The sequence below is a fragment of the Desulfurellaceae bacterium genome (assembly GCA_021296095.1).
Lineage (GTDB): Bacteria > Desulfobacterota > Binatia > Bin18 > Bin18 > JAAXHF01.
In genome coordinates this window covers 1-12,757 of sequence record JAGWBB010000073.1, presented here as the reverse complement: position 1 = coordinate 12,757, position 12,757 = coordinate 1, and the positions used below count along the sequence as shown (strand labels likewise).

At 64.1% G+C, this 12,757-nt stretch carries 12 protein-coding genes; 8 read left to right on the top strand and 4 right to left on the bottom strand.

What is annotated here, in order from left to right:
• Both J4F42_16475 and J4F42_16470 read right to left on the bottom strand, forming a co-directional pair.
• Window positions 1–212 (bottom strand): nucleotidyltransferase substrate binding protein (locus J4F42_16475; protein ID MCE2487112.1); only part of this gene is annotated, 212 nt, incomplete at its 3' end.
• Between the two features lie 15 nt (window positions 213–227).
• Window positions 228–1,661 carry a DegQ family serine endoprotease gene (locus J4F42_16470; protein MCE2487111.1) on the bottom strand — a complete coding sequence of 478 codons (1,434 nt, stop codon included), beginning with the start codon at window positions 1,659–1,661 and terminating at the stop codon, window positions 228–230.
• Window positions 1,662–1,994: 333 nt separating this feature from the next.
• Here J4F42_16470 and J4F42_16465 point away from each other — a divergent pair, with 333 nt between their 5' ends.
• From J4F42_16465 to J4F42_16435, 7 genes are read left to right on the top strand one after another with little or no spacing between them, the layout of a single operon-like run.
• Complete coding sequence (locus J4F42_16465) at window positions 1,995–3,017, top strand: MoxR family ATPase (GenBank protein ID MCE2487110.1); 1,023 nt, start codon at window positions 1,995–1,997, stop codon at window positions 3,015–3,017.
• Between the two features lie 39 nt (window positions 3,018–3,056).
• On the top strand, window positions 3,057–4,001 hold the full coding sequence (locus J4F42_16460; protein MCE2487109.1) for a DUF58 domain-containing protein: 945 nt from the start codon (window positions 3,057–3,059) through the stop codon (window positions 3,999–4,001).
• Complete coding sequence (locus J4F42_16455; protein ID MCE2487108.1) at window positions 3,998–5,071, top strand: hypothetical protein; 1,074 nt, start codon at window positions 3,998–4,000, stop codon at window positions 5,069–5,071. The genes J4F42_16460 and J4F42_16455 overlap by 4 nt, the downstream gene beginning before the upstream one ends.
• Window positions 5,058–6,053: a VWA domain-containing protein gene (locus tag J4F42_16450; GenBank protein ID MCE2487107.1), complete on the top strand. Its 996-nt coding sequence runs from the start codon at window positions 5,058–5,060 to the stop codon at window positions 6,051–6,053. Before J4F42_16455 ends, J4F42_16450 begins: the two co-directional genes overlap by 14 nt.
• On the top strand, window positions 6,053–7,096 hold the full coding sequence (locus J4F42_16445; protein MCE2487106.1) for a VWA domain-containing protein: 1,044 nt from the start codon (window positions 6,053–6,055) through the stop codon (window positions 7,094–7,096). The genes J4F42_16450 and J4F42_16445 overlap by 1 nt, the downstream gene beginning before the upstream one ends.
• A gap of 1 nt (window position 7,097) precedes the next feature.
• A complete protein-coding gene (locus J4F42_16440; GenBank protein MCE2487105.1) occupies window positions 7,098–7,925 on the top strand; it encodes a tetratricopeptide repeat protein in 828 nt (275 codons plus the stop codon).
• On the top strand, window positions 7,925–9,736 hold the full coding sequence (locus tag J4F42_16435; protein MCE2487104.1) for a protein BatD: 1,812 nt from the start codon (window positions 7,925–7,927) through the stop codon (window positions 9,734–9,736). The genes J4F42_16440 and J4F42_16435 overlap by 1 nt, the downstream gene beginning before the upstream one ends.
• Here the strand turns inward: J4F42_16435 and J4F42_16430 are convergent.
• The gene (locus J4F42_16430) at window positions 9,731–11,263 is read right to left on the bottom strand and encodes a serpin family protein (GenBank protein MCE2487103.1); all 1,533 of its coding nucleotides are present in this window, start codon (window positions 11,261–11,263) and stop codon (window positions 9,731–9,733) included. The two genes, J4F42_16435 and J4F42_16430, sit on opposite strands and share 6 nt — an antisense overlap.
• 137 nt (window positions 11,264–11,400) lie before the next feature.
• On the opposite strand from J4F42_16430, the gene J4F42_16425 reads away from it, so the two are divergent.
• Window positions 11,401–12,480, top strand: a complete 1,080-nt coding sequence (locus J4F42_16425) for a hypothetical protein (GenBank protein MCE2487102.1) — start codon at window positions 11,401–11,403, stop codon at window positions 12,478–12,480.
• Window positions 12,481–12,520: 40 nt separating this feature from the next.
• On the opposite strand, the gene J4F42_16420 is transcribed toward J4F42_16425, so the two are convergent.
• Window positions 12,521–12,757 (bottom strand): DUF2283 domain-containing protein, encoded by a 237-nt coding sequence (locus tag J4F42_16420; GenBank protein MCE2487101.1) that lies wholly within the window; start codon window positions 12,755–12,757, stop codon window positions 12,521–12,523.

Here is a 12,757-nt window from a genome sequence, read left to right as displayed (position 1 = left end):
CGGCTTTGGATCATGGCCATCCATGTTTCGCCGTTTTCGATCAAGCCTGTTCTGAAAGCGGCGCGTGTTGTGTCCCTTGAGCCATAGAGGTTCTGGACGCCGCGCTCCTCAAGAAAGTCCTTCAGCGTATTCCAGGCCGATTCGTGCGTATATTCGAAGCCCTGTCTCAATCCCTGCGCTTCCAGCTTCGAGAGCTGACGCTGCCGCGCCAATTCGACAGCCGTACCTCAGTCTTCCTGGCGCAGGGCAAAGAAGGAGGTGAAGTCGTTGCGGCGCACCAGGAGCAGCAGACTGCCCTTCTCGTCCATCTCAGACAGGATGGTCGTGAACTCGCCGACCGATGTCACGGCCTGGCGGTTGACCTCCTCGATGACATCCCCGCGCTGAATCCCAGCTCGCTGGGCCGCGCTGCCCGGCTCGACCTCGGATACGACGATACCTGTCTGAGCGGCGTCGAGCTGGAGCTGCCGGCGGATCTCGGGCGTGATGTCGGCAACAGTCATGCCCCAGTTGCGGGTGCCGGCTTCACCGCCGGCGAGCTGGACCTGCTCATCCTGGAGTTCGCCCAGGGTGACCGTCAGGGTTTGGCTTTTGCCGCCGCGCAGGACGCCGACTTTTGCCTGTGTCCCGACCGGGGTCTGGGCAACGAGAGCGGGCAGTTCACGCGAATCGCCGATCTCCGTTTGGTTAAAGTCGACGATGATGTCCCCCCGCTCCAGACCCGCTTTGTGGGCCGGGCTGTCGGGCGTCACCTCGGCCACCAGGGCGCCTTTGGGTTCGGCCAGGTCAAACGACTGCGCCAACTCCGGGGTGACGGCCTGAATCATCACTCCCAGCCAGCCACGGGTGACCGCGCCTTTTTCTTGCAGCTGCTGGACAATCGACTTGGCCAGATCAATCGGGATGGCGAAGCCAATGCCGATGTTGCCGCCGATGCGGCTGTAGATGGCCGTGTTGACCCCGACGACCTCGCCTTGCAGGTTGAGCAGCGGACCCCCGGAATTGCCGGGATTGATGGACGCGTCGGTTTGAATGAAATCGTCGTATGGGCCGGCGCCGATGACCCGTCCCTTGGCGCTCACAATCCCGAGTGTGACGGTCTGGCTCAGCCCGAACGGATTGCCGATGGCGATCACCCAGTTGCCGACTTCAAGACCGGCCGACTGTCCAAAGGGAACGCTCGGCAGGGGCTGGTCGGGTTCGATCTTGATCAGCGCCAGATCCGTCTTTTCGTCTGAGCCGATTTTTGTGGCCTGGTACTCTTCCTCGTCAGACATGCGGACGGTGATCGTGTCTGCCCCGTCGATGACGTGATTGTTGGTGACGATATAGCCGTCCTGGCTGATGATAAAACCAGACCCCACGCCGCGTTGCCTGCCCGAAGGCGGACGCTCCGGACCAAACCGCCGAAAGAATTCGCCAAACGGGTCGCCCGGGCCAAACGGACCGGGCGTCGGGGGAAACTGACGGCGCCCCTGAGAGCGCGACCCGGGTTTTTGGGTGGTCGAAATATTGACGACCGCGGGCATCGTATTTTGGGCAATCTCAACGACCGACTTTGCCGCAGCCCGCGCCTGCGGGACGATGCCCGGCAGGACTCCGGCCACACACAGCGCGACCAGCACGACCCAGGGGTACAGCCTGAGCCGTGGACGGAACACACCGGATGAGCCACGTTGACGGGCCACATCTGGGAGACCGGCCCCAGGCAAAGGAGATCGTGTGAACAAAAGATTCTCGTCGGACAAAACGCTGCCCTTTGGTGACCGAGGAGATTGAAGAATGTGCATACATCCCCTACATTTGGCTGAGATATGGTTGTCTGGTCATGATGGAGAGCCTGAGCGTGCCCTGTTCGTATACACCCCCCTGGGCATTGTCAAGCATAAGACGGGCGAGGCTGGAACAGACCGGGATGAGGACGGCGGCAGAGGCAAATGTCACACCGCCCCGTCCGCGCAGGCCGGTCGGCGAGCGGAGGAGCGTTACACACTATGGATGAGGATCGTGTTGTCGAGCATGAGCAGGCGGCCGTTGGCATCACCGCGCTCAACGAGCAGGTGCAGGCCCAGGCGCCCGCGCTCACCCGGCTGCGGGAAGAAATCGGTCGGGTGATTGTTGGCCAGCAGGCGCTGATCGAGCGTCTGCTGGTCGGCCTGCTGGCCAACGGCCACGTCCTGCTCGAAGGCGTACCGGGTTTGGCCAAGACCCTGTCGGTCAAGACCCTGGCCCAGACCCTGAGCGCCAGCTTCCAGCGCCTGCAATTCACCCCCGATCTGTTGCCGGCCGATTTGATCGGCACCCTGGTGTACAGTCCGCGCGACGGCAGCTTTACCACCAAGAAAGGGCCGATTTTTGCCAACATCGTGCTGGCCGACGAAATCAACCGCGCGCCGGCAAAGGTGCAGAGCGCCCTGCTCGAAGCCATGCAGGAGCGTCAGGTGACCATCGGCGAAGAAACCTACCCGCTGCCCGCGCCGTTCCTGGTCCTGGCGACCCAGAACCCGATTGAACAGGAAGGCACCTACCCGTTGCCCGAGGCTCAGGTGGATCGCTTCATGCTCAAGGTGTGGGTCAGCTATCCGTCAAAAGAGGAAGAGCGCCGCATTCTGGAGCTGATGGCCTCGACTGCCGAGCATCCAGGCGTCCGGACCGTGCTGACCACGGACGACATCGTCCGGCTGCGGCGCCTGGTCGATCACATCTACCTCGATGACAAAATCAAGGACTATATTCTCGACCTGATCTTTGCCACCCGCGAACCCGCAGCCTACCAGCTCGACCTGCAACGGTTCATTCAGTACGGCGCCTCGCCGCGGGCGACCCTGTATCTGACGCTCGCCGCCAAGGCCCACGCCCTGCTCGACGGGCGCGGCTATGTGACCCCCCAAGACGTGAAATCGCTCGCCCCGGACGTGTTGCGCCACCGGGTGATCGTGACCTACGAGGCCGAGGCCGAAGACATCAGCTCGGACCGCATCGTGGAGCGGATTCTGGATGGCGTGCCGGTGCCCTAGGCCGGGTGGGCACGCGAGCCGGGACCGACGAGGGCCGTCATGCTGAGACGAGGAAACGTGTCACCCTTATATCCAGGAGAGGAGGACCCGTTTCCTCTTCGTACCGAACAACTCACAACCGTGCGCAAGATCCACGTGCGGACGAGCCATCTGGTCAGCGATCTGTTTGCCGGCCAGTACCAGAGCGCGTTCAAGGGCCAGGGCATGGAGTTCTCCGAGGTCCGCCACTATCTGCCGGGCGACGATATTCGGGCGATCGACTGGAACGTCACCGCCCGGACCGGAATCCCGCACGTCAAACGCTTTGTCGAAGAGCGCGAGCTGACGGTGATGGTTCTGGTCGATGCCAGCGCCTCGACCCGTTTTGGCACGGTCTCTCAGCTCAAGAGCGAAATGGCGGCCGAGATGGCCGCCCTGTTCGCCTTTTCGGCGATCAGCAATAACGACAAGGTTGGTCTGGTGATTTTCAGTGATCGGGTCGAACTGAGCCTGGCGCCCAAGAAGGGCACCCGCCATGTGCTGCGGGTCATCCGTGAGGTCTTGTCTTTTCAGGCCCAGCACACGGGGACGCATATCGCCGCCGCGCTCGAACACCTCAACCGGGTCAGCAAGCGCCGTGGGGTAGTGTTCGTGATTTCCGATTTTCTGGACGCCGGGGCCGGCCCGGCACTCAAGATCGCCAATCGGCGCCACGACGTGATCGGGGTGGTGCTGGACGACCCGCGCGAGCGGACGCTGCCCGATGTCGGGCTGATGGTCTTCGAGGATGCCGAGACCGGCGAGCGGCTGCTGGTTGATACGGGCAGTCGGCGCGTCCGGCAGGCGTTTGCACGCCAGGCTGAGGAAGCTCGCCGCCAGCGCGCCCGTTTGTTGCACGGGGTGGACATGGATACGATTGCCGTCCGCACCGACCGGCCCTACGTTGAGGCGCTGCTGCGCTTCTTTCGCCTGCGCGAGCGACGCCAGGAGAGGGGCAGCCGGTGAAGCCGAGCACCCGGACAGGTCGGGGTCTGTGGCCCGGCTGGAAAGAGGAAACGTGTCGTCCTTCCCTGCCTGGACTGTTGACACGTTTCCTCTTTGTCGTGTTCGGCCTGCTCGTCGTGTGGGGCGGAGCCGCGTTCGACCCAGCTGCGGCCGATCAGACCGAGGCGCCGTCCGTCAGCGTCAGCGTTGACCGGACCGAGGTGACGATCGGTGATCCCATCCGCTACACCATCAGCGTGACCGCGGCGGCCGGTGTCGAGGTCGAGATCCCGCTGCTGGGCGAGCAGGTAGGCGATTTCACGGTCCTCGATTTTGGCGAGCTGCCGCCCCGGACCGAAAACGGCCGGGTGGTGACGGGCCGCTGGTTTCGGCTGACGACGTTCGAGACTGGCCAGCACCTGCTGCCCGGTCCGACGATCCGCTATCGACAGCCGGGCGGTGAGCGGAAGCGGATCGATGGCGAGGATGTCTCGATCGCGGTCCTCAGTCTGCTGGCCGAGGCCGGCCAGAACCCGACCCTGCAGGATATCAAGCCTCCGGAAGCTCTGCCCTTTGATTGGCGGCCGTACGGGCTGGTGGCGGTCGCCGGGCTGATACTGGCCGGGCTCGGCGGTGGACTGTTTTTCTACCTCAGGCGTCCCGCTCCAGCCGTGGCCCCACCCGTCCCGCCCGCCTCTCAGCTGGCGCTGGAAGCCCTACGCCGACTGCACGCCCGGGGACTGATTGAAAAGCAACAGTTTGAGACGTATTACGTGAGTCTGTCCGCCATCGTGCGGGAGTATCTGGAAGACGGCCTCAATCTCCGAGCGCCCGAGATGACGACTGAAGAATTCTTGTCCGCCGCCGCCCGCGACCACCAACTCAGCCCCATACAGCAAGAGCGGCTGGCCGAGTTTCTGTCCCAGGCCGATCTGGTGAAATTTGCCCGTCACCGGCCGGGGCTGGAGGAGAGCGAAGCCGCCTACCAGGCCGCCCGGCGTTTTGTCGAAGAAACCCAGCCGCCCCAGGATCAACACCCCCACAATAGCCCTGGGGCGGCCGCGACCGAGGTGTCGGATGCGCCTTCATGATCCGTGGGCCCTGGTCCTGTTGATCCTCATTCCCCTCCTCTTCGTCTGGCGCTGGCGGGCGGGCTATGGAGCGGCCGTGCGCTACCCCAGCCTCAGCCTGCTGCGCGGCCTGCCGACGGGTGGCCGCCAGCGCTGGCGTTGGGTCGTGCCGGTCGTACGCGGCCTGGTCCTCGTTCTGCTCAGTCTGGCCCTGGCCCGGCCCCAGCTCGGCAAGGCCGAGAGCCGGTATGTCGGGGCTGGGATCGATATTGTGCTGAGCGTCGATATCTCGGGCAGCATGCGGTCTGAGGATTTTCGCCTGGACGGGCGTCGCGTCAGCCGTCTCGATGTGGTCAAGTCGGTGGTCAGAGACTTTGTGACCGAGCGGCCGGGCGACCGGATCGGACTGGTCTTGTTCAGCGCCCGGCCGTATACCCAGTGTCCGCTGACCCTGGATCACGGCTGGCTGTTGCGCAACCTTGAGCGAGCCAGGATCGGTATGATCGAAGACGGAACGGCGATCGGCTCGGCCCTGACCACTGCGGTTGGTCGCCTCGAACAGACAGCGGCCAAGAGCGCGGTGGTGATCCTGTTGACCGACGGCCAGAACAACGCCGGAAAAATTTCTCCCCTGACTGCGGCCGAGGCTGCCCGGGCGCTCGGTATCAAGGTCTATACCATCGGGGCCGGGACAAAGGGCATGGCGCCATATCCGGCCCGCGACGCCTTTGGGAACCTGGTCTACCGCCCGGTCCAGGTGGATATTGACGAGCAGACCCTGAGCCAGATCGCCGCTACGACCGGCGGCCGGTATTTCCGCGCAACTGACACCCAGAGCCTCAGAGACATCTACCAGACGATCGATCAGCTCGAACGCACCACGTTTGAGGCGCCCCGCTACCTCGACTATGACGAACTCTACCCCTGGCTGCTGGTCCCGGCCCTGGTCCTGCTTGGTCTTGAAATCGGCCTGCGGCATAGCCTGTTGCGAGAACTGCCCTGATGAGCTGGCGTGCCCCACATCTCCTGTGGTTGCTGACGCTCGTGCCGCTGCTCGGCGCGGGCCTGTGGTGGGCTGTCATCCGGCGCCGCCGCGCGCTGCTGCGTTTCGCCCAGGCGCACCTGCTGGCCAGCCTGGTACCGGCGCTGTCGCCCCGCCTGGATGATCGTCGTCAGCTATGGCGGGCCGGTCTGATGCTGGGGGTCGTGAGCCTGTTGTTGATCGCCCTGGCCGGCCCGCAGTGGGGCTTGAGCTGGGAGACGATTGAGCGGCGCGGGGTGGATATCGTCATTGCGCTCGACACCTCGCGCAGCATGCTGGCCCAGGATATCAAGCCTAACCGGCTGGAACGCGCCAAGCTGGCGATTGAGGATCTGATCGGGCAGCTGCGCGGCGACCGGCTGGGTCTGGTGCCATTTGCCGGTTCGGCCTTTGTCCAGTGCCCCCTGACCCTGGACTACGGGGCGTTCGCCGAAAATCTACGCGCCGTCGAGGTCGGTATCATTCCCAAGGGTGGGACCTCGCTGGCGGCCGCGATTCGGACTGGGATTGAGGCATTTGAGGGTCGCTCCGGCGAGGACGCGATACTGGTGATCATAACAGACGGTGAAGACCACGAGGGCCAGGTCGAGGCCGCCGCCCAGCAGGCGCGCGACAGGGGGATTCGGATTTATCCGGTCGGGATCGGCACCCCGGAGGGCGAGCTGATCGTGGTCAGCGAGGATGGGCAGTCCACGTTTGTGAAGGATCGTCAGGGCCGGATTGTGAAGTCACGCCTCGAGGCCCGCGGCCTGCAGGACATCGCCATTACGACCGGCGGGGCCTATATTTACGCCGCCGGCCACAGTCTGGGTCTGGACGAGGTGTACCGCCGCTATATCGCTCGTCTCGAAGGCCGGACCCTGACCAGCAGCGTGGAGCGGCGTTTCCACCAGCGCTTTCAGTGGCCGCTGCTTGGCGCCCTGCTGCTGCTGGGACTCGAAGCCGTACTGCCCGTGCTCAGACCGAAGACGACCCGGCGCGGCCGGTTCGCCACAGGAGGATGAGGTGCAGCCGCATAGGAAGAGACACGCCACAAATCTGAGGACCACGATACGCTTGGTGGTGTATGTGGGTCTGGCGATCAGTAATCTCGCTTGGCTCGACCCGGTCCGCGACGCGATCGTAGAGGGCAACCGCCTGTTTGACGCCGGGCAGTTCGAGGAAGCGCTGACGCGCTACGGCCAGGTCTTGGTCGACGACCCGGACTCTCCCCTGCTCAACTTCAATATGGGAGCCGCGCATTACAAAGCCGGCAACTATGACGCGGCCCTGTCCTCCTTTGCCCGGGTGCCGGGCGAGGACGACGCCCAGCCCCGCACCGCCCGGACGGCCTATAATCTGGGCAATACCCAGTATCAGCTCGGAGCCGCCGCAGAAGCCGCCCAGCCCCAGGCTGCACTTGAGGCCTACACCGCAGCGCAAGCCGCCTATCGTCGTGCGCTCGGCCTCGATCCCAGCGATCAGGACGCCAAGTTCAACTACGAGCTGGTGGCCAGAAAAATCGAACAGCTCAAAGAGCGGATGCAGAACCAGCAACAGAATCAGCCGCAGAACCAGCCGCCGCCCGACCGGCAGGGTCGCAATCAGCCCGAGCAACAGCCCGACCGGGACGCGGGTCAGGACCGCCATACAGCCCGCCCCGAACGCCCTCAGGAATCGGCTCCTGAGCAGCAGCCGGACCGTGGTGGCGAGCAGCAGCGGGACAAGCCGGACTTGTCGGAAGAAGAAGCCTCGGCGCTGATTGACACCGCCAAGAGCGAAGAGCTGGGTGCCGAGGAATTCATCCGTCAGGCCCAGGGCGGCGTTGTGGCCGAGCCTCTGGAGGACTGGTAATGGGGGGCCGGGCGCTCAGGATGGGGTTGGCCGTCCTCCTGCTCGGCCTGGGGGTCTCGCCAGCCTGGGCGGATATTCGGGTCCGGGCGGATATCAGCCCCCAACAGGCCGAGCAGGGAGAGTCGCTGACGCTGGTGATTGAGGTCCAGGGGGCGCAAGATGTCGAGCCGCCCGCGCTGAGCGGTCTGGACGCCTTCGATGCCAGCTATGTCGGTCCCTCGACCCGGATGTCGATCGTTAACAATCGCTACAGCGCCTCGGTGCAGCATCGCTATACGCTGCGGGCGCGCAAGGAGGGCCGTTTCACGCTCGGGCCATTTCGGGTCGAACACCAGGGGCGGGAGTATCAGACGGAAACGGTCGAGGTCGAGATTCGGGCCGGCCGTCCGACCTCGCCCGACCGGGGGGCACGTGCTCGGCCCGGCCAGACTGGGAAGGACGTGTGGCTCGAGATCACGACCCCTCGGCACGAGGTCTTTCTGCACCAGCGCGTGCCGCTCGAGGTGAGCCTGTACGTCGGCGGCGTGCGGGTTGCCGATGCTCAGTATCCGCTCCTGCCCGGAGACGGGGTGGCGCTCGAGCCGTTTGAAGAACCGGTCAGGCAACGGCGGACTGTGGGCGACCGGGTGTTTCGCGTGCTGCGCTTTCGGACGACGCTCGTGCCGCTGCGCTCGGGCACAATCGAGCTGGGTCCGGCCTCGCTCCAGCTGAATGTGATCCGCCGGACTCCGTCTGCCTCGCCCAACCTGTTTGACCGGTTTTTTTCCGATTCCCTGTTTGGGACGGAGCGCCGGCTCCGGACGCTGCGCTCCGAGCTGCTCAGCCTGCGCGTGCGACCGCTGCCGCAAGCGGGTCGCCCGGCCACGTTTTCCGGGGCGGTTGGACAGTTCGAGTTGGACGTGACGGCCGAGCCAACCCAGCTGCGGGTCGGTGACCCGCTTACTCTGCGCATGTTGCTGAGCGGCACCGGCCGGGTGACCGACGCCCAGCTGCCGAGTCTGGCCAACACCGAGGGTTTCCGGACCTATACCCCCCAGATGGATCAGCCCGACCCGGATACCACCGTCTTTGAGCAGGTGCTGATTCCCCAGGACGAGACGCTTGACGCCATTCCCGCCGTCCACTTCAGCTATTTCGATCCTGAGACAGCTCAATACCGGACGCTCAGCAGCCAGCCGATTCGTCTCCTGCTGCGGCCCGCCCCCGACGAGCCGGCCGGGACGCTGGTGGGCGGATTGCCGACTCAGACAGAACAGCTGGGCCAGGATATCGTGTACATCAAGGATGAGTTGGGTCGTTTCCACAGTCCCGGCCGAGCCTGGTATCGCAGCCCGGTTTTCTGGCTGTGGCACGTCGTGCCGTTGGGCCTGTTGGGCGCGGCCGTGTGCTACGACCGCCGCCGCCGGCGTTTGAGCGGCGATGCCCGCTACGCGCGTTTCGCTCGGGCCGGTAAGCAGGCCCGCCACGGGCTGCGGGCGGCTGAGCAGGCGCTCGCCGAGTCCGACTCGGCCGCGTTGTATGCGCTGCTGTCGCACACCCTGCAAGACTACCTGGCGGCCAAGCTCGACCTGCCGCCGGGTCGGATCGAGCCCGGGACGGTGGCGGCGCGCGGGGTGTCGGCCGACTGCGTGGAGCGCGTGGCCGAGGTTCTGAGCGTATGCGAGCAGGTGCGTTTTGCCCCAGGCACGGCCGAGGGCGACGGGCCGAGCGTGCTGCGGGCGGTCGAGGATATTGTCAGGCACCTTGAGCGGGAGCGCCCTTCTCCGGGCGCTGCTGCGGACCCGCCGGTCAACCGGACGAGCCCATCATGAGTCCTGTGGCCGCATGACCCGCCCCAGGAACAGCACCGCTTCGGTCTGATTGTCACGAATGAGAAAGACAAAGGGGCGGTCGGCCCGAAAGACCGGGGTTGGTGGCGGGAGCCGTATCGAGGTTGTCCTGACTGTGATTGCGCTCGCTGCCGCGGCTTCGGTCCCTTCCTCATCGACGCGCACAAATGCCTTGTGGGCGACCTGCGAGAGGGCCAGCCGAGACGCCTGCGGGGCGTCACTCATCCCGGTGAATCCGCCCGCTTGAAAGGCGGCCGGCATGCCGAGGGCGGACAGTGTCTTGGTGAGACTGTAGCTGGTTTCCAGCCTGAACCTGGGCAGAGAGACGTGCACGTCCTGGACAGACAGCCGTCCCAGCCAAGTCGCTAAGGCTTCGGCTGTGAGGCGGTGTTCGAGCTCGTGTATGGCGTCGTGCCGGCGAGGCAAGATGATGAGCATTGACAGCGTGTTGCCACGGTACGGCAGCTCCAACAGTTGAAAGCCGTCGGGATTGGGGGGCAGGGTCCAGCCCGGGGCTTCGTCGCCAGGAATGGGCTCTCGTGGTGTGCTGTCAGGCATGAGTTCGGCATACCGAAAACGCCTCTGCTGAGCGCTCATCAACTGGACCGGTGTCCGGCATCCGTCAAACAGCGTGAAGTCTGCCGTCTCGGTGGACTGTTTCTGAAAGGGTTTCGCCCACGTGCCTTTGAAGTAAATCGCGTTTGTCAGCACCAGGCGGGTTGTCCGATCCACACTTCCCGGCGGGAGCATATTCCGAATCAGGTTTTTCGTCTGCTGTGCTGTCCAGGCATTGATGTGGAGACGGGCGATATCTGGAGCCTGGAGAAAATCAACCGGAAAGCTGCTCGCTCCATAAGCCCGCTGGAGGGCCCGCGCGAACTGCGGACGAAAGGGAAACGTCTGTTCGCCCCACAGGGCGTTCGCAACGCGGAGTTCATACTGGTTCACCTGTTGGCGCAGGGTGTTGAGTTCAGCCGCAACAGATATGGCGCGCCGCTCCGTCTCCGTCTGTGCATGGCGTGAGCGCTGTTCCAGCTGTCGGTTGAGGGCGTCGAGTTCGTCTTCCAGGCTGGTGATTCTGCTCCTGATGTCTCGGGCCTGGATCGGATCTGTCGGGCCGCCGCTCAGACGTTGTTTGAGGTCCGCCACGCCGGTATGGATGACGGCGGTATCCCAGGGCTGTTCGTTGCTGTCGGCGTGTCGGAGATCTGCGGGGAAGCGCAAGACTTCACCCATTTGTCGAGCGGTTTCTCCGCGTGCCCCTTCCAGGGTCATACCCAGCGCACTGAACAGGGAGTAGGGCGAAAAAAACAGATTGTCCTTGTGGTGTTCTTGAGACAGACGCCGGTAGAGCGTCATGGCAAAGCCGTTGTTCGCCTGAACGGTCTGTTCCGTTGCCGGACCGACGGATTTTTCCTGCGCGCTGGGTGCCGCCCAGACCGCCTGGCAGACACCAAGGGCGAAAACGCCGAGCTGTACAACAACGAACCTGGCGATGTTGTGTTTCATGCCGCTCCCCTTGTCTCCTGGAACCTTTGGACACCAGGTCTAACACGGCCGGGGCTATTTATCCTCGGTCTGGTTTACGACCGCCACGTTTTGGGCATAAATGAGACAAGCGACGAAGAGCACAGGAGGAGGGTGGTATGCCGCCCCTGCGGGTCGAGGTGCCGGACTCCAGACCGGCGCTGACCGAGTTCATCCAGTTCTACGATCAGGTCTACGCTTACCGAACGGCCCGCTGGCCGGCCCCGGTGCGCTTCCAGCTGTCGATTCTGAGCGGTCACAGTCCGTTTGCCGCCGACCGCCGCCTGCGGCCGTTTGTGGTCCGGGATGGGCCGCGCATCGTGGCCCGGGTGCTGGCGGTCTCCGACGCCCGCTACACCGCCCACTGGCAGGAGCGGCTCGGCCATCTGTGTCTGTTTGAAGCCCTGCCCGACGCCCGTGAGGCGGTCCGTCTGCTGATGGACGCGGCATGTGCCTGGCTCGAAGCGCAGGGGTTGGAGGCTGCCCGGGCGGGATCGGGCCTGTTGGAGTTTCCGTTTGTGATCGATGCCTATGAACCGCTCCCGCCACGTATTCTGCGCTATAACCCGCCGTACTATCACGCCGTGCTGAAAGACGCCGGCTTTGTCTCGGAACAGAGCTATGTCGATTACAAGATCGCGGTGAATCCGACCCTGGTCTCGGGCTGGACCGGAACGCTGCAAGACGTGCGTCGGGCGGGCTATGAGATTGTGCCCCTGCATCAGGTGCCGCCGGAGCGCCGGGTGGCCGAGTTTACCGCCACCTTCAATGACACGTTTCACGCCCATTGGGGTTGGACGCCGTACACCGAACCGGAAGTGGCCGCGCTGTTGGCCGGCATCGGCCGGGTCGGCGGGCTGGACACCTCGGTCCTGGCCTATCGACACGGGCAGCCGGTCGGCCTGCTGTCGCTGACACCCGCCCATACCGCAGGTGTCACGCTCAAGGCTGGTCGAACGCTTCACGAGTCGGAGAAGCTGAATGTCTTGGCCATCGGGGTGTGCGAGGCCGCCCGTGGATGCGGGGTGAATCTGGCTATGGCCAGCTACGGATTTCTGGAACTCGTTCGCCGTGGGGCCCGGTATCTGAGCTATACCCTGGTCTTGGACGATAACTGGCCGTCGCGCCGCACCGCACAAAAACTGGGCGCCTCGGTGTGCGCCAACTATGTGGTGTATCGGCGCGATTTTCGGAGATAGAGGGTAAGGTCATGCCCTCCGAAAACTGTCATTGGCTGATTCACGGTTGAAGAGAAACGTCTGTGTTCAAGATCAGATTGGCAAGCGGCAGGGCGGACACTTCCAGACGCGACAGATCAATGAATGTCCCTGCGTCTTCAATCTCAATCCCGACAACCTTATTCTTTTCATCGAAATCAAGGACAATACCGGGAGTCACTTCTTCCGACTCGGTACTGACTGCGGACGCCAGTTCGATGTATAACATGTCACTCGTCTGGTCGTAGCGAAAAATCAT

Coding starts and splice junctions, on each gene's coding strand:
- J4F42_16460 (MCE2487109.1), top strand. CDS start 3,057: ATGCTGAGACGAGGAAACGTGTCACCCTTATATCCAGGAGAGGAGGAC.
- J4F42_16445 (MCE2487106.1), top strand. CDS start 6,053: ATGAGCTGGCGTGCCCCACATCTCCTGTGGTTGCTGACGCTCGTGCCG.
- J4F42_16435 (MCE2487104.1), top strand. CDS start 7,925: ATGGGGGGCCGGGCGCTCAGGATGGGGTTGGCCGTCCTCCTGCTCGGC.
- J4F42_16465 (MCE2487110.1), top strand. CDS start 1,995: ATGGATGAGGATCGTGTTGTCGAGCATGAGCAGGCGGCCGTTGGCATC.
- J4F42_16420 (MCE2487101.1), bottom strand. CDS start 12,757: ATGATTTTTCGCTACGACCAGACGAGTGACATGTTATACATCGAACTG.
- J4F42_16450 (MCE2487107.1), top strand. CDS start 5,058: ATGCGCCTTCATGATCCGTGGGCCCTGGTCCTGTTGATCCTCATTCCC.
- J4F42_16425 (MCE2487102.1), top strand. CDS start 11,401: ATGCCGCCCCTGCGGGTCGAGGTGCCGGACTCCAGACCGGCGCTGACC.
- J4F42_16430 (MCE2487103.1), bottom strand. CDS start 11,263: ATGAAACACAACATCGCCAGGTTCGTTGTTGTACAGCTCGGCGTTTTC.